This is a genomic window from Pseudomonas sp. p21 (assembly GCF_001642705.1).
GTDB lineage: Bacteria > Pseudomonadota > Gammaproteobacteria > Pseudomonadales > Pseudomonadaceae > Aquipseudomonas.
The window spans coordinates 394458-410231 of record NZ_LWBV01000001.1 but is presented as its reverse complement, the minus strand read 5'-3'; the positions used below and the strand labels follow the sequence as shown (position 1 = coordinate 410231).

General features: G+C 60.9%; 16 protein-coding genes. 2 read left to right on the top strand and 14 right to left on the bottom strand.

The annotated features are described in order from the left end of the window. Positions 1 to 70 precede the first annotated feature (70 nt). On the top strand, positions 71 to 1105 hold the full coding sequence (selD, locus tag A4C63_RS01975; protein WP_063911289.1) for a selenide, water dikinase SelD: 1035 nt from the start codon (positions 71 to 73) through the stop codon (positions 1103 to 1105). Next, complete coding sequence (gene mnmH / locus A4C63_RS01970; RefSeq protein WP_063911288.1) at positions 1105 to 2217, top strand: tRNA 2-selenouridine(34) synthase MnmH; 1113 nt, start codon at positions 1105 to 1107, stop codon at positions 2215 to 2217. Before selD ends, mnmH begins: the two co-directional genes overlap by 1 nt. A 134-nt stretch (positions 2218 to 2351) precedes the next feature. Here the strand turns inward: mnmH and A4C63_RS01965 are convergent, their stop codons facing one another. From A4C63_RS01965 to hmpA, 14 genes are all read right to left on the bottom strand, one after another. After that, positions 2352 to 2738, bottom strand: a complete 387-nt coding sequence (locus A4C63_RS01965) for a lysozyme inhibitor LprI family protein (protein WP_063911287.1) — start codon at positions 2736 to 2738, stop codon at positions 2352 to 2354. A gap of 20 nt (positions 2739 to 2758) precedes the next feature. Continuing rightward, on the bottom strand, positions 2759 to 3298 hold the full coding sequence (locus A4C63_RS01960; RefSeq protein ID WP_063911286.1) for a hypothetical protein: 540 nt from the start codon (positions 3296 to 3298) through the stop codon (positions 2759 to 2761). A 12-nt stretch (positions 3299 to 3310) separates the two neighbouring features. Then, on the bottom strand, positions 3311 to 3874 hold the full coding sequence (locus A4C63_RS01955) for a GNAT family N-acetyltransferase (protein ID WP_012270565.1): 564 nt from the start codon (positions 3872 to 3874) through the stop codon (positions 3311 to 3313). A 230-nt stretch (positions 3875 to 4104) separates the two neighbouring features. Then, on the bottom strand, positions 4105 to 4356 hold the full coding sequence (locus tag A4C63_RS01950; protein ID WP_063911745.1) for a DUF3077 domain-containing protein: 252 nt from the start codon (positions 4354 to 4356) through the stop codon (positions 4105 to 4107). 435 nt (positions 4357 to 4791) lie between these two features. Further along, positions 4792 to 5175, bottom strand: coding sequence for a YkgJ family cysteine cluster protein (locus tag A4C63_RS01945; RefSeq protein ID WP_063911285.1), 384 nt, complete (start codon positions 5173 to 5175; stop codon positions 4792 to 4794). A 159-nt stretch (positions 5176 to 5334) separates the two neighbouring features. Continuing rightward, positions 5335 to 6462, bottom strand: coding sequence for a hypothetical protein (locus A4C63_RS01940; RefSeq protein ID WP_063911284.1), 1128 nt, complete (start codon positions 6460 to 6462; stop codon positions 5335 to 5337). A gap of 215 nt (positions 6463 to 6677) precedes the next feature. Further along, on the bottom strand, positions 6678 to 7886 hold the full coding sequence (gene alaC, locus A4C63_RS01935) for an alanine transaminase (RefSeq protein WP_063911283.1): 1209 nt from the start codon (positions 7884 to 7886) through the stop codon (positions 6678 to 6680). Between the two features lie 275 nt (positions 7887 to 8161). Further along, positions 8162 to 9049 (bottom strand): heme o synthase, encoded by an 888-nt coding sequence (cyoE, locus tag A4C63_RS01930; protein ID WP_063911282.1) that lies wholly within the window; start codon positions 9047 to 9049, stop codon positions 8162 to 8164. Between the two features lie 11 nt (positions 9050 to 9060). Next, positions 9061 to 9393, bottom strand: coding sequence for a cytochrome o ubiquinol oxidase subunit IV (gene cyoD / locus A4C63_RS01925; protein WP_025337746.1), 333 nt, complete (start codon positions 9391 to 9393; stop codon positions 9061 to 9063). Next, the gene (cyoC, locus tag A4C63_RS01920) at positions 9393 to 10016 is read right to left on the bottom strand and encodes a cytochrome o ubiquinol oxidase subunit III (protein WP_063911281.1); all 624 of its coding nucleotides are present in this window, start codon (positions 10014 to 10016) and stop codon (positions 9393 to 9395) included. The genes cyoD and cyoC overlap by 1 nt, the downstream gene beginning before the upstream one ends. A gap of 3 nt (positions 10017 to 10019) precedes the next feature. After that, positions 10020 to 12038, bottom strand: a complete 2019-nt coding sequence (gene cyoB, locus A4C63_RS01915) for a cytochrome o ubiquinol oxidase subunit I (RefSeq protein WP_063911280.1) — start codon at positions 12036 to 12038, stop codon at positions 10020 to 10022. A gap of 3 nt (positions 12039 to 12041) precedes the next feature. Continuing rightward, positions 12042 to 12986, bottom strand: coding sequence for a ubiquinol oxidase subunit II (gene cyoA, locus A4C63_RS01910; protein WP_015268993.1), 945 nt, complete (start codon positions 12984 to 12986; stop codon positions 12042 to 12044). A 559-nt stretch (positions 12987 to 13545) separates the two neighbouring features. Beyond that, complete coding sequence (locus tag A4C63_RS01905; RefSeq protein WP_063911279.1) at positions 13546 to 14052, bottom strand: disulfide bond formation protein B; 507 nt, start codon at positions 14050 to 14052, stop codon at positions 13546 to 13548. A gap of 462 nt (positions 14053 to 14514) precedes the next feature. Next, positions 14515 to 15693 carry an NO-inducible flavohemoprotein gene (gene hmpA, locus A4C63_RS01900; protein ID WP_063911278.1) on the bottom strand — a complete coding sequence of 393 codons (1179 nt, stop codon included), beginning with the start codon at positions 15691 to 15693 and terminating at the stop codon, positions 14515 to 14517. Positions 15694 to 15774: the final 81 nt, after the last annotated feature.

The following is a 15774-nucleotide window of genomic DNA, read 5'->3' as shown; positions in this document are numbered from 1 at the left end:
TTATAAGAGGCGCTGGCTCAAAGGCCAGCTTTGCTACAATCGCGCAATAAATTGACCTGCCGAGGTACGCATGAGCGAGCCGATTCGCCTGACCCAGTACAGCCATGGTGCCGGCTGTGGCTGCAAGATCTCCCCCAAGGTGCTGGATGTGATCCTCGCCGAAAGTGGCGCCCAGGCCCTGGACCCGAAACTGTGGGTGGGCAATGCCTCGCGCGACGATGCTGCCGTGTACGCGCTGGACGACGAGCGCGGCGTGGTCTCGACCACCGACTTCTTCATGCCGATCGTCGATGACCCGTACGACTTCGGCCGCATCGCCGCCACCAACGCCATCAGCGACATCTACGCCATGGGCGGCGACCCGCTGATGGCCATTGCCATCCTCGGCTGGCCGGTCAACGTGCTGCCGCCGGAAGTGGCCCGCGAAGTGATCCGCGGTGGCCGTGCGGTGTGCGCCGAAGCCGGCATCCCACTGGCTGGCGGCCACTCCATCGACGCCCCCGAGCCGATCTTCGGCCTGGCCGTCACCGGTGTGGTCAGCAAACGCCACCTCAAACGCAACGACACCGCCAGCGCAGGCTGCCGCCTGTACCTGACCAAGCCGCTGGGCATCGGCATCCTGACCACCGCCGAGAAAAAGGCCAAGCTGCGCGCGCAGGACCAGGGCCTGGCCCGCGACTGGATGTGCACCCTCAACACCCCCGGCAGCCGCTTTGGCAAGCTGGACGGGGTCAAGGCCATGACCGACGTCACCGGTTTCGGCCTGCTCGGCCACCTGGTGGAACTGGCCGAAGGCAGCGGCCTTACCGCGCACCTGGACTACGCCGCCGTACCGCGCCTGCCCAGCGTCGACCACTACCTGGCCGAAGGCTGCATCCCCGGCGGCACCCTGCGCAACTTCGACAGCTACGGGCACAAGATCGGTGCCCTGAGCGACGACCAGAAGCACCTGCTGTGCGACCCGCAAACCAGCGGCGGCCTGCTGGTGGCGGTGGCCCCGGAAGGTGAAGCCGAGTTCCTGGCGGTGGCCGCCGGGCTGGGCCTGCAACTGTCGCCGATCGGCAAGCTGGTCGAGCGACAGAGCCACGCGGTCGAGGTGATCTGATGCGCCCCGACTGCACCGATTTCCGCCAGCTGTTCCTCGACGATGTGCCGATGATGGACATGCGTGCACCTGTCGAATTCGCCAAAGGCGCCTTCCCCGGTGCCGTCAACCTGCCGCTGATGAACGACCAGGAGCGGCAAAAGGTCGGCACCTGCTATAAGCAGAAAGGCCAGGCTGCAGCCATCACCTTGGGCCATCAGTTGGTCAGCGGTGCGACCAAGCAGGCTCGGCTGGAGGCTTGGGTCGCGTTCGCCAAGGCGCATCCTGAAGGCTACCTGTACTGCTTCCGTGGCGGCCTGCGCTCGCATCTCGTGCAGGCCTTGCTGCGCGATGAGGCGGGCATCCGTTACCCGCTTGTCGAAGGCGGCTACAAGGCCATGCGTAACTTCCTGCTGGAGACCACCCAGCAGGCAGTCGCGCAATGTGATTTCGTGCTGGTGGGCGGCCTGACCGGCACCGGCAAGACCGATGTGCTGCACCAGCTGGACAATGAGCTGGACCTGGAGGGCTACGCCAACCATCGGGGTTCCAGCTTTGGCAAGCGCGCCACAGCGCAGCCAGCGCAGATCGACTTCGAGAACCGGCTGGCCATAGACGTATTGAAAAAACGCGCCCGGGGTATCGAGCGGTTCGTACTGGAAGACGAAGGCCGTATCGTGGGCAGCTGCACCGTACCGCTGGAGCTGTACCAAGGCATGCAGCAATACCCGCTGGTGTGGCTGGAAGACAGTTTGGCCAACCGCGTGGAGCGTATCCTGCGCGATTACGTGATCAACCTGAGCGCAGAGTTCGTCAACCTGCATGGAGAAGAAGAGGGTCGCCGACTGTTTGCCGATGGGCTGCTGCAGAGCATGGGCAGGATCCACAAGCGCCTCGGCGGCGAGCGCTATCAGCGGCTGTCGGAAATCTTGCGCCAGGCGCTGGAAGAACAGCAGCGCAGCGGTTCGGTGGAGTTGCACCGGGTCTTCATCGAAGGCTTGCTGAGCGAATATTACGACCCGATGTATGCCTACCAGCGCGCGGCCAAGGCTGAACGTATCGAGTTTGCCGGGGATGCCGTGGAAGTGCGCGAGTACCTCAAGGCCCGGGCGCTACGCGAGCCGCGCAAGTAGAAACGTGCGGTGGATGGCACCGGCGTTGCCGGTGTTCGCGGGTAAACCCGCTCCCACAGGTACAGCGTGATCTCAAAGCTTGCGAAATACCTGTGGGAGCGGGTTTACCCGCGAAGAGGCCCGTATAGACAGCCCTACTGCCCCGGACTAAGCACCCGCTCCAGCTCCGCCGCACGGTCGCGGGTCATGTCCATCACACAGGCCCCACCTTCCAGCTGCGCCATGGTCCCGCCACTGGCTTGTACATGGAACTGACAATTGCCATCGCGATAGGCAAGCCACTTGCGCTGTACATCACGCAGGCTCTTCTGCTGCCCGGCATCCAGCTTACCCATCAATTGCTTGAACACTCGGTTCAAACGCTGGTCCTGCAACTGCGTCTCGGCCTGAATACACTCGCTCATGGCCACGGTAGTGGATGCCTTGTCCATGCACTGCCCGTATCCCGGCGTGTAGTCCTCCGCCATGGCCAACGGCAGCACACAGGCCAATGCCAGGCCCGTCAGGTAATGCTTGCTCATGCAACCCCTCCTTGTGGACTTCAAAGCGTCTGCGGCGGTTCCGGCGGCATCAGCACCTTGCCCGGCTCGAAGCGCAGCGACGGCATCTGCGTCGCCGCATACAGCGCCACACCAAGCGCCGCGATCAACAGCACATCCAGCCAGCTCCAGCCCGGCATGTCGTCGGCGCTGCGTGCCCTCCAGCAATGCCAGGCCTGCCCCACGCAAAACACCACCATCGCCGCCAGCCACAGGTAGAAACCGACACCAAAACCGGTCAGGTCATGAAACTCATAGCTCTGGTTGTCCGGCAAGCGGTCAATGCCGAAACTGCTGGCCGCCAGGTACGCAGCCACCAGCCCGAGCAGCAATGCCAGCCGGCGAAAGCGTCGATGGGCAAGGGTCGCCAAGGCCAGTAGCGGGTTGGCAAACCATTGGTACAACCCGAAGGGCACGCCCCAGGGACCGTACAACAGCATTTGCAGGGCCGGCATGTGGCGGTCGCCGCTCATCAGCGCGCCATCGAAGAACAGTGCGAGCAGGTAAAGCAGCAGGCTGACGCTCAGGTAGAAAACTGGCAAAAGATTTATTTCCTAGGCAACCGGGGGCTCTAGCAGAAGGCCATAAATACCAGAATCGGACAACTCGCCGGCAACGCACCAACGCGCACGCAGGGTACCTTCCAGCACAAAACCCTGGCGCTCCAGGGTGCGTGCCGACCCTTGGTTACGCGGGTCGATCTCGCCTTCCAGACGGCGCATGTGCAGGGTGTGGGCGAGGTAGTCGATGAAGCAGGTCAATGCTTCGTCCATGTATCCCCTGCCCTGCACCGCGCTGGCCAGGCAGTAGCCGATTTCACCGCGGCGGGATACATCGTCGATGTTGAACAACTGGACCATGCCGATCAGTTCGCCGTTGTCACGGCGATACATGCCAAGCTTGAGCTGGTCGCCATTGGCATAGGCTTCGCGGTCGGCGGCCAGGGCGCTTTCGGCTTCGGCCAGGTCTTGCCAGGGGGCATGATGCCAATAGCGCATGACCTCGGGGTCGGCCATGATCGCCAGCCATTGCGCGGCATCGGCATGGCGCATGGGGCGCAATTGCAGACGCGGGCTGTCGAGGCAGAGGTCACTGGGGAAACTGCGGGGTGGGGTCACGCCGGATCTCCTGTCCATTGCTGGGGAGATGACAGTTTAACTTCATGTGGGGTGGGGTGGGGCAGGTCTTGGGGTCGGTGTGTGTTTGAGGGGTGTTTGTCTTGAGTTTTGTGGTGATGCGAAGATCGAGCGCCGCCCGCGCGGCGCTCGATTTCAAAACCACCGCAATCCTTCCGGCATGCACCTGTCAGCCGCTACTGGCCCGCCCGACATGCACACCAGGCCATTGCTCAATCTCCACGACTCAACCCTACTTCCATATCATTGATCAGCGCCTTGGCCATCGCACTGAGAATCCGCGCCGCGCTGCCGGCGATCTTGTCGCCCTCCATCTCGGCCTCTTCGTTCAGGTGCTTGATGCAGCCGATCAGCACCGACAATTCATCGAATGCCAGGTCCAGCGGGACGCCCGGCTCTACCCGGTACAGCTCGAGGAATTTCTCCACGCCTGCGGTGGTGCGGGATTTGAGGTAATTACTCATGATGAACTCCAAATGTGTGCTGGAGGCAACCACCTCGATCCTTCTCACAGATTTGGGCGGCAGCCGTACGCGAGGTGAGAAGCCCGTGTTGGAGTCACCACGGTCAGGCCGAAGCCTGCACGCGCACAGCTGCCATAAGCTGACAAGGGACTACCAACGACGAGTTCTCACACTCGCTCGCCTTCTGGGCGAACGGCGAAGTTAACGCTGTGGTATTTCCCTGCCTATCAGACGGCATCCGACTGAGCTCGTAGGATAATTCCCAATGCCCGGCCACCTGAAGCATTTGGTTCCAGGTTCAGAATCTTCTTACAGCTTATGGCCTCTTCGCGGGCACGCCCGCTCCCACAGGGACCGCACAGTATTTGAGTCCTGTGCACTCCTGTGGGAGCGGGCATGCCCGCGAAGAGGCCGGCACAGACAACCTTGGAAGAATCAGGCCACCTCAGCCCCATCATCCGGCCAATGCGGCTCATTGGCCCCCGGCGGGGTCAGCGGTGGCAGGCCATACGCCGCCCGCGCATCGTCGCAGCTGGGGTTATGCACCCCACCCACCCACGACGCCTCGAACTCGCGGCAGGGGCTGGAACGGTTGGCGTAGATGGTGCAAGCCACCTCCTGGCCGATCTCGCCCTGCAGGCTGATGCAGCGGCAGGGTTTGGCATCGGTGCCGATCATGGCAACACGGGTGGGGTTGATCTGTACCACCAGGTCGTCCGGCACAAGGCCCCCGGCAGACTGGCATTCGCCCCAGAAAAAGGACACACGGAAGTACCCGCAGCACGCGCCGCAGTCAAGGCAAGGGTTGTATTCGGACATGATGGCACGGAGGGAAGGTTGTTGTTATCGGGACTGGCCCGCGGCGCCATTTTCAATCCAAGCCGGGGTGGCTGGATAGAGGGGGAATGCAAAAATATTTGCCGCTGATCCGGCAATTGAGCATGGACGGCCAGCGCCTTCGCCGGCCGCCCGTTCAAGTTAGCGTAATGCCTCGTAGGAAGTGACATCCCAGCGCTGCAAGCCAAGGCCTTCGGTCGGGTCATAGCCATCACCACACACCTTGCTGAAGTGAGTGCGAGCCTCACCGCAATGCACCAGCCGGTCGTCCTTTTCGCCCTCGGTCAGTACGGTATACGACTCGCTGCGCATGGCCTTGTACTGCCCTTCGGCAGCAGCCATGACCCTGTGATGCTGCATCAACTGGTTGTCGCTCAGGGCCAGGCGCTTGTCCAGCTGCACACCCCAGCGGGTCAGGCAGACCTCGGCAAAGTGGCGAACGATCAACCCCGGCTCCACCAGCACCTCGCCGTCACCTGCACCATCGACCGAGGCATTGCCCACCAGCGTGGCATGGCGGCCTGGCATGGGGTAGATGCAGATCCGCGTATCCGGCTCGACCGACGGGATCACACAGGCAAAGCCTTTGGATCGCTCGTCCCGCGAATAGAAACCCACGTACTCGCGAACATTGCCCGCCAGGGTTACCCGCTGGCTTTGCAGGTTGCCGATGCCCGGCACCGGGTCGATGGCGAAGATATTGACGGGTATGTCCCGCAACACAGGGTCCTGCGCCATGGCGTTAGCCAGCATGTGGCAACTGATCCCTCCCCTGCTCCAGCCCACCAGGTTCACCTGGGTCGGCAAGCGTGGCTTGCGGAACATGCTGATGATGCGCTCCTGCAACTCCTGCGGTGTTGGATGGCGCTCGCCGTAGTCGTAGGTACGCCAGAACCAGGAGGCAGTGGAAGACACATCCGGAATGGGTACGCCGGCGTCCTTCAGGCGCTGGTACTCCTCTTCGCTCAGCTTGGTGCGCTGCCAACTGCTTTCACCCTTGATCACCTGCAGCACATGGTTGACGTTCTCTTCCCAGCCGCGGCCGAACAACTGGCCGGTCCAGTTGAAGTAGCCACCGGGCTCGACGAACAGGTTGTCATCCTGGAGGTTGCCGCTGCCGGGGCCGTCAACGGCGATCCAGTGGGCGAACTCGCGGCCCTGGTCATTGCTGGCCAGGGTAGAGACCAGCTCGCCGTTCCAGAAGTTGGGGTTGGCGTCGTCGAAGCGGTGGGAGCCGGTGCCGCAGAAATAGGCGGTGAATGCACTCATTTGTGGTTCTCTGTGGTGAGAAATGAGTGCTGAAGGTAGGTAGATAAATCAGTGGGATGCAGGTGGAAAACTCGCCTTAGTATCAGTCGGGGCTGCTTTGCAGCCCTTTCGCGACACAAGGCCGCTCCCACAGCTACGCCGCAATTTTCAAATGCTGCGCTGTACCTGTGGGAGCGGCCTTGTGTCGCGATGGGCGGCAAAGCGGCCCCAATAACTTACTTGCGGGTCAAACCATCAGCCCGGAACATCTGCCGGACCCCGCGAATCGCCTGGCGAATACGGTCCTGGTTCTCGATCAGGGCAAAGCGCACATGGTCATCACCATAATCACCAAAGCCGATCCCCGGCGACACGCATACCTTGGCCTCGGCCAGCAGCTTCTTGGAAAACTCCAGCGAGCCCAGGTGCGCATACTCCGGCGGGATCTTCGCCCATACGTACATCGAGGCCTTGGGGTTCTCGACCATCCAGCCCAGCTCGTGCAGCCCTTTCACCAGCAGGTTGCGGCGCTGGCGGTATTGCTCGGCAATGTCGCGCACGCACTGCTGATCACCTTCCAGTGCGGCGATGGCGGCCACCTGCAGCGGGGTGAAGGTGCCGTAGTCGTGGTAACTCTTGATCCGCGCCAGGGCGCTGACCAGCTCGGGGTTGCCGACCATGAAGCCGATCCGCCAGCCGGCCATGTTGTAGCTCTTGGACAGGGTGAAGAACTCCACCGCAATGTCCTTGGCCCCTGGCACCTGCATGATCGACGGGGCTTTCCAGCCGTCGTAGACGATGTCGGCATAGGCCAGGTCATGCACCACCAGCACGTTGTATTGCTTGGCCAAAGCCACCACGCGCTCGAAGAAGTCCAGTTCCACGCACTGGGCGGTGGGGTTGGAAGGGAAGCCGAGGATCATCATCTTCGGTTTGGGAATCGACTCGCGGATGGCCCGCTCGAGTTCGTTGAAGAAGTCCACACCAGGCACCAGCGGCACCGAACGCACCTGGGCACCGGCGATCACTGCCCCGTAGATATGGATCGGGTAGCTGGGGTTGGGCACCAGCACCGTGTCGCCCTGGTCAAGGGTGGCCAGCATCAGGTGCGCCAGCCCTTCCTTCGAGCCAATGGTGACGATGGCTTCGCTTTCCGGGTCGATGTCGACCTCGTAGCGTTCCTTGTACCAGTTGGATATGGCCCGACGCAGGCGTGGGATACCGCGAGAGGTGGAATAGCCGTGGGTGTCTTCACGCTGGGCGACCTGCACCAGCTTCTCGACGATGTGCGGCGGGGTGGCGCCATCGGGGTTGCCCATGCTCAAGTCGATGATGTCCTCGCCACGGCGGCGGGCAGCCATCTTGAGCTCGGCAGTGATGTTGAAGACGTAAGGGGGGAGACGATCGATGCGCGCAAAGCGGCGCGGCGAACCTGGGTTTGCCATGGCTTCCTCTGAGTACGTAAGCGCCCGGAACCGTCCGAGCGACGTTGGCCGACGTGGCGGCCTGGATCAGAAGATAGTGCCGAAAGAGGATACCTGTAAAGGACAATTTCCTGTTTTGTTAGATCTTTTCAGATTTAATTTTTGAAAATCAGAAATTTATATTCTGCTGTGCCGGCCTCTTCGCGGGCTTGCCCGCGAAGAGGCCGGCACAGAAAAAACACCCATAAAAAAACCCCGGCACAATGGCCGGGGCTTTCGTGTAACAGGCAGCAGTATCAGCGTGCGTAGGTCATCAGCACGTCCGCAGCGGTCTGGCTGTCCACACCCATCATCACGCTCAGGGCAGTGACGGTGAGGATGGAGAAGCCGAACACCTTGCGGGCCCACTTGCTGTCGTCCTCGGCCTTGTAGCCACCCCAGGCCATGTACAGCCAGTACAGGCCCATGGCTGCTGCCACGGCCAGGTAGCCGAGGCCGGCGTAACCGCCGAGGGTAAGCATCAGGGTCGCGAGCACGAAGGCCAGCACGTACAGCACGATCTGCTTCTTCGCCGCGAGGACACCACGTGCCACCGGCAGAACCGGAATGTTGGCAGCGCTGTAATCCTTGAAGCGGAAGATCGCGATGGCGAAGCTGTGCGGCATCTGCCACAGGCTGAACATCACCAGCAGGGTGACCGCAGCCAGGTCGAAGCTGTTGCTCACGGCGCAATAGCCGATCACCGGAGGCATGGCACCAGACAGGCTGCCGACCAAGGTGCCGTGCACCGATTTACGCTTCAGCCACAGGCTGTAGAAACCGACGTAGACGATGAAGCCTACAGCAGCGCAGAACGCCGACAGCGGGTTGGCCTGAACATACAGCAGGCTGAAACCCGCCACCCCGAGCAGGGTGGCGTAGATCAGCGCGAGGGGCAGCGACATGCCGCCCTGGACCATGACGCGGTTCTTGGTGCGCTCCATCTTGTGGTCGATGTCACGGTCGATGCAGTTGTTGAACACGCATCCGGACGCAACCACCAGCGAAGTACCGATCACCACCGCCAGGAACAGGGCGAAATCCACATGGCCCTTCGAGGCAAGGAAGAAACCGCCTGCCACGGAAAGCACGTTACCGAAAATGATCCCCGGTTTGGTGATTTGGATAAAGTGCTTAACGGACATGCAGTCTTACCTCACTTGGCCAACATTTCGAAGTGGATGCTGAACATGATCCACAGCGACAGGCCGACAAGCAGAGCGATCACCAGAGCGGTGAACAGGAACGTCGACACGTTGCTACGTTGCTCTTTCGAGCGGTCCATGTGCAGGAAGTACACGAGGTGTACGACTACCTGGATCACGGCCATGGCAACAATGATCAGAACGGTCAGGTTCTTCGGCAGGCTTGGCGACATGGCCAGGCCGAACGGGATCGCAGTCAGGATGATCGACAGGATGAAGCCGATCATGTACGACTTGACGCTGCCGTGGTTACCTTCGTGATGAGTGTCGTGTGCGTTAGCCATTACAGAACTCCCAGCAGGTAGACGACGGTGAATACGCAGATCCAGACCACGTCCAGGAAGTGCCAGAACAGGCTCAGGCAGCTCATGCGGGTCTTGGCGGTCGGCGTGATGCCGTGCTTGTTGATCTGGTACATCATGACTGCCATCCAGATCAGGCCGGCGGTCACGTGCAGGCCGTGGGTACCTACCAGGGCGAAGAAGCCCGACAGGAAGCCACTGCGGTTCGGGCCGAAGCCTTCGCCGATCAGGTGATGGAATTCATAGATTTCCATCGCGATGAAGCCTGCACCGAACAGGAAGGTCACAGCCAACCAGCCCAGTACGCCAGCTTTCTTGCCATCGAACATCTTCAGCATGGCGAAGCCGAAGGTGATCGAGGACAGCAGCAGGAACAGCGTTTCAACAGCTACGAAATCGAGCTGGAAGATGTCATGACCCGACGGGCCGCCGGCAAAACTGCCGGACAGCACCGCGTAGGTGGCGAAGAGCGACGCAAACAGGATGCAGTCGGTCATCAGGTACAGCCAGAAACCGAGTACGGTCATCTGGCCCGAGTCGTGGTGGTGGTCGTCATGCCCATGGTCGTGACCATGAGCAGCACCGTGCATTACTTGACTGGACATTGATTACACCCGCTCAAACGATTCGACACGTGCGCCGGCAGGCAGAGCACCTGCTTTGGCCAGCGCTTTCATGCGCTCGCCTTCGATGCGCGCCACTTCTTCGGCCGGAACCATGTAGCCCTGGTCGTCACGCGCAGCGTGGCGAACGAAGACAGCGATGGTTGCAACCAGGCTCGCGCCAACCAGCCACCAGATGTGCCAGATGAAGGCGAAGCCGAAGACGGTCAGGAACAGGCCCATGAACAAACCGGTGGAGGTGTTGCTCGGCATGTGGATCGCTTCGTACTTGGCCGCAGGCTTGTAGGCGACACCGGCTTCCTTGGCTTCGTGCCAGGCGTCCAGGCCAACCTTCTCAGGCATGTGGGCGAAGTTGTAGAACGGAGGTGGCGACGAAGTCGACCATTCCAGGGTACGGCCGCCCCATGGGTCGCCGGTCACGTCCAGGTTCTGGTTGCGGTCGCGAACCGATACGTACAGCTGGATCAGCTGGCAGGCGATACCGAACAGGATCAGCACGGCGCCGACAACGGCTACGTACAGGTAGGGTTCCCACAGTGGGTTGTCGGAGTGGTTCAGGCGACGGGTCATGCCCATGAAGCCCAGGGCGTACAGCGGCATGAACGCTACGTAGAAGCCCGAGATCCAGAACCAGAAGGCAGCTTTGCCCCACTTCTCGTTCAGGGTGAAACCGAAGGCTTTCGGGAACCAGTAGGCGAAGCCGGCGATGTAGCCGAATACCGCACCACCGATGATCACGTTGTGGAAGTGAGCGATTACGAACAGGCTGTTGTGCAGCACGAAGTCAGCACCTGGAACAGCCAGCAGAACGCCAGTCATGCCACCGATGGAGAAGGTGATCATGAAGCCCAGGGTCCACATGATCGGCGCGGTGAAGCGCAGACGGCCCTGGTAGATGGTGAACAGCCAGTTGAACAGCTTCACACCGGTCGGAATGGAGATCAGCATCGTCGCCAGGCCGAAGAAGGTGTTGACGCTGGCGCCGGCACCCATGGTGAAGAAGTGGTGCAGCCATACAGCGAAGCCCAGCACGGCGATGGCGCCCGATGCGTAGATCATCGAGTGGTGGCCGAACAGACGCTTGCCGGAGAAGGTCGAAGTCACTTCCGAGAACACGCCGAAGGCCGGCAGGATCAGGATGTAGACCTCAGGGTGACCCCACGCCCAGAACAGGTTGACGTACATCATCGGGTTCCCACCAAGCTCGTTGGTGAAGATGTGGAAGTCCAGATAACGGTCAACAGTCAGCAGAGCGAGTGCAGCGGTCAGGATCGGGAAGGAAGCCACGATCAGCACGTTGGCCCAGGTGCAGGTCCAGGTGAAGATCGGCATGTCCATCAGCTTCATGCCAGGTGCGCGCATCTTCATCACGGTGACGAGGAAGTTCACGCCGGTAAGCGTCGTACCCAGGCCTGAGAGCTGTAGCGCCCAGATGTAGTAGTCGACACCTACCCCAGGGCTGTACTGAATACCCGCGAGCGGCGGATAGGCAACCCAGCCGGTCTTGGCGAATTCACCAACGCCCAGCGAGATGTTGACCAGCAGCACGCCTGCCAGCAGCAGGTAGAAGCTCAGGGAGTTCAGGAACGGGAAGGCAACGTCACGTGCACCGATCTGCAGAGGAACCGCCAGGTTCATCAGGCCGGTGAAGAACGGCATCGCCATGAAGATGATCATGATCACACCGTGAGCGGTGAAGATCTGGTCATAGTGTTCAGGCGGCAGGTAGCCTTCAGAGCCACCGGTAGCGGCAGCCAGCTGGGTACGCATCATGATGGCGTCGGCAAAGCCGCGCAGCAGCATGACCATCGCGACGATGATGTACATCACCCCGATCTTTTTGTGGTCGACAGTCGTCAACCACTCGGTCCACAAGTAGGTCCACTTGCGGAAGTAGGTGATAGCACCGACGACAGCGATACCACCGAGCGCGATCATGGCAAGCGTCACCATGACTATCGGCTCGTGATAGGGTATCGCCTCCAGGCTTAGTTTACCGAACATCTCTTACTCCTCTGCACCGGCAGCTGGTTGCATACTCGATTCCACACCCTTGGTAGTGGCCAGATCTTTGCTGCCTGCTTCTTCGTGGCTCGGACGACCGCGGTTCATGCCTTCGTACTTGTCGACGATCAGCTGGAACTGGTCAGGCGAAGCCTCGCTATACAGCGCGACTGGGTTGTTTTCGCTTGGTTTGGCCAAGGCGTCGTATTCAGCCTTGTCCAGCTTCTTCGGCGACTGCTTGACCTCGGCGACCCACTTGTCGAAGTCTTCCTGAGAGGTGGCAGTAGCCTTGAATTTCATGCCGGTGAAGCCAGCACCGCTGTAGTTGGCGCTGATACCGTCGAACTCGCCGTTTTCGTTGGCGATCAGGTGCAGCTTGGTGGTCATGCCGGCCATGGCGTAGATCTGGCCGCCCAGGCCCGGGATGAAGAACGAGTTCATCACGGCATCGGAAGTGACGCGGAAGTTGACCGGGGTGTTAGCCGGGAAGACGATCTTGTTGACCGTGGCAATGCCCTGCTCCGGGTAGATGAACAGCCACTTCCAGTCCAGCGCGACCACGTCGATCTGCACCGGCTTCACGTCGGAATCCAGCGGACGGTACGGGTCCAGCTTGTGGGTGGAGTGGTAGGTGAAGTAGCCCAGGGCGATGATGATCAGGATCGGGATGATCCACACCGCGGCTTCGATCTTGGTCGAGTGCGACCAGTCGGGGGTGTAGGTGGCGGCCTTGTTGGAAGCACGGTACTTCCAGGCGAAAACCACGGTCATGATAATGACAGGAATCACCACCAGCAGCATCAGGCCGGTAGCGATCAGGATCAGGTTCTTTTGCTCAATGCCGACCTGGCCCTTCGGGTCGAGCAGGGTCCAGTTGCACCCACTGAGTAAAAGCATGCCTAAAAAGGGCAATATGCCAAACAGTCTGGGGTAACGCTTTTTACTCATCTCACGACCTCTAGATCAGCTTGCTTCAATGCAATTTGTGTTTTGGTAGCCAACACTTCGTCCTGCCAAGTGCGGCATTTCGCGCCCGTACTCGCTCCTGCCCGGGGTCCGACTGCAGGACCTAGGCGTGAAGCGAGTTAGCGGTGCTTATGGTTTCGTAGGCAACAGGCCTGTACTTCAGACCAAGTCCATTTGGTGCGGGAAAACGCGGAGGGGGGTCCGCCCGGTATCGCCGTTGGGCGAAACTTGACGAAGTCAGCAAAAAGGAGCGCTGGGGCTTCCTTCAATCCTGCGACTTGCAAGCAGTGCCGAACGGAAATTGGGGGCGATTGTAGATAGGTCGCCAACCCTTGACTATGACTTATTGAGCAACAGTCTTTTACAGAATCTGCAACAATGCTGCTCAAAAACTCAACTTCGCGACAGTTTGTCGCACCCCGCTTGCTAGGCCCCAAAGCCGCATTCTGCAAGGCCTCCGGGTTGATCTGGATCAAGCGGGGAGCGAATTTCCCCTCTTCTCATGCGGCGCAAAAGACCCCATGCAATTCGGGACTTTTGTCTAAGCCCGGCGTCGGTTGCGATAGATCCCGAGCGGAACCAGCACGGCCGTCAGGACGAACGCAACCAGCGCCCATTGCGCCAGAGACAAACCGAGGATCGGCGGGTACGGCGTGCTGCAGAAGCCGTCGACCTGGAACACCAGCGGCCAGAGCTTGGCCAGCGGCAGGTCGTCCACGATCGGCTGCAGGGTGTCGATGCCGCAACTGACCATGGGGTTGGCGAGTATATACACATGGTTGCCGGCCGCAACGATTCCGCCAATGGCGCTGAGCACCACCAGTGCCTCGAAGAAGGTAAGGCTGCGGCGCCCGGGCATCGCCGCGGCGATGAAGGCGAACACGGCGATGAACAGCAGCGCATAACGCTGCAGGATGCACAACGGGCAGGGTGCCTCGCCCAAGACAATCTGCATGTAGAGGGCGCCACCGATCAGCGAAATGCAGATCAGGCCCAACAGCACCAGAAAGCGCCGTTCCCGATTCAGGCGCGATGTTTGTTCGTTCATTGCCGGTTCCTTCGATGGATAGTGGCAGCGTGGTCCGCCTGCCTGGGCGCAAGTCTACACGTTGGGCAGGGCCTTTGAGCGTGCCGAGGAAGCGGCGTGATAGCGCTGCGCAGGGCTATCCGGTGTGGCTGAGACCGGCCGCAACGACGTCGGTTCAACGCCGAGCGGCAAAAAAAAGCAGCTGCCCGGGTGCCGCGCAGGGGCAAGCCCCTCGACACCCGCGAGTGAAGGATACCGTGATTAAAGGAGGATTAACGATGAAAGCTGCACTGGCGCTTTCATCTCTCCTTTATATAGACAGGAAGGTGAGGTGCGGCCCAGCGGCCGGGATAAATATTCTGTAAGCCTGTACCGGCCTCTTCGCGGGTAAACCCGCTCCCACAGGGCCCCCACAAGGTTCAAAACCTGTGCGATCACTGTGGGAGCGGGTTCACCCGCGAAAGGGCCGGTACAGTCGCTACATCACTCCAGCGCAGCCGCCGGCCCGAAGAACTCGTAGCGGCTCTGTTGCTCTGGCACACCCAGGCCCTTCAGCTGGCGCTTGACCGCCGCCATGAAGCCCTTGGGCCCGAGGAAGTAGGCATCCACGTCACGCTCCTGCGGCAGCCACTCGGCCAGTAGGTCCTCGCTCAGCAGGCCCACGGCATCGGCAGCGGCGCCACCCTGCGGTTCGGCGTAGCAGTAAAAACGCTTGAGTTGCGGGTGACGTTCGGCCAGCTCGTCGATCCAGTCGCGGAAGGCATGCACGGCACCGTTACGCGCGCAGTGAATGAAATGCACCTCACGCTGGGTTTGCAGTGCCGCCTGCAGCATTGGCAGGGTCGGGGTAATCCCCACGCCACCGCTGATCAGCACCAGCGGCTTGTCGCTGGCAACCAGGGTGAAATCGCCAGCCGGCGGGAACAGCTGCAGGGTATCGCCCACCGCCAGTACGTCGTGCAGGTAGTTGGAGACCTTGCCGCCCGCCTCACGCTTGACGCTGATGCGGTATTCCTTGCCGTCGCACAATGCCGACAGGGAATAGTTACGGCGCTGCTCGGCACCGTCGATGTCCAGCTTCAGGCCGATGTACTGGCCAGGCTCGGCCTTGAGCACCGGCTTGCCATCCACCGGGGCAAAGTAGAACGAAACGATTTCGCTGCTTTCCTGCTCACGGCGTACCAGGCGGAATTCGCGGGTACCGCGCCAGCCGCCTTCGGCTTCTTCCTTCTGTTTATAGAGGTTTTCTTCGGCGCCGATCAGGATGTCGGCCAGCTGGCCATAGGCCGCGCCCCAGGCATCGATCACGGCGGGGGTGGCGATTTCCTTGCCCAGCACTTCTTCGATGGCGCGCAGCAGGCAGCTGCCAACGATCGGGTAGTGCTCCGGCAAAATCTGCAGGGCAACGTGCTTGTTGATGATCTGGCCGACCAGGCCGCCAAGCTGCTCCAGTTGGTCGATGTTGCGGGCATACATCAGCACGCCGTTGGCCAGGGCGCGCGGCTGGTCACCGCTGGCCTGGTGGGCCTGGTTGAACAGCGGACGTACTTCTGGGTACTCGCTGAGCATCATCTTGTAGAAGTGGGTGGTCAGCGCTTCGCCGCCGCTTTCCAGCAGGGGGACAGTGGCCTTGATGATTGCACGTTGTTCGGCATTGAGCATTGCAACAACTCCTGAGCCTGTGGCTTCAAATGACTGCCCCGGTTATTACATCAATCGTGCCAACTCTTATCTCCAGCAAAA

Bases quoted from the DNA above. Each gene is read 5' to 3' on its own strand.
- A4C63_RS01940 (WP_063911284.1), bottom strand. From the start codon at position 6,462: ATGAGTGCATTCACCGCCTATTTCTGCGGCACCGGCTCCCACCGCTTC.
- A4C63_RS01945 (WP_063911285.1), bottom strand. From the start codon at position 5,175: ATGTCCGAATACAACCCTTGCCTTGACTGCGGCGCGTGCTGCGGGTAC.
- A4C63_RS01950 (WP_063911745.1), bottom strand. From the start codon at position 4,356: ATGAGTAATTACCTCAAATCCCGCACCACCGCAGGCGTGGAGAAATTC.
- selD (WP_063911289.1), top strand. From the start codon at position 71: ATGAGCGAGCCGATTCGCCTGACCCAGTACAGCCATGGTGCCGGCTGT.
- mnmH (WP_063911288.1), top strand. From the start codon at position 1,105: ATGCGCCCCGACTGCACCGATTTCCGCCAGCTGTTCCTCGACGATGTG.
- cyoC (WP_063911281.1), bottom strand. From the start codon at position 10,016: ATGTCCAGTCAAGTAATGCACGGTGCTGCTCATGGTCACGACCATGGG.
- cyoD (WP_025337746.1), bottom strand. From the start codon at position 9,393: ATGGCTAACGCACACGACACTCATCACGAAGGTAACCACGGCAGCGTC.
- cyoB (WP_063911280.1), bottom strand. From the start codon at position 12,038: ATGTTCGGTAAACTAAGCCTGGAGGCGATACCCTATCACGAGCCGATA.
- alaC (WP_063911283.1), bottom strand. From the start codon at position 7,886: ATGGCAAACCCAGGTTCGCCGCGCCGCTTTGCGCGCATCGATCGTCTC.
- cyoE (WP_063911282.1), bottom strand. From the start codon at position 9,049: ATGTCCGTTAAGCACTTTATCCAAATCACCAAACCGGGGATCATTTTC.
- A4C63_RS01905 (WP_063911279.1), bottom strand. From the start codon at position 14,052: ATGAACGAACAAACATCGCGCCTGAATCGGGAACGGCGCTTTCTGGTG.
- hmpA (WP_063911278.1), bottom strand. From the start codon at position 15,693: ATGCTCAATGCCGAACAACGTGCAATCATCAAGGCCACTGTCCCCCTG.
- cyoA (WP_015268993.1), bottom strand. From the start codon at position 12,986: ATGAGTAAAAAGCGTTACCCCAGACTGTTTGGCATATTGCCCTTTTTA.
- A4C63_RS01965 (WP_063911287.1), bottom strand. From the start codon at position 2,738: ATGAGCAAGCATTACCTGACGGGCCTGGCATTGGCCTGTGTGCTGCCG.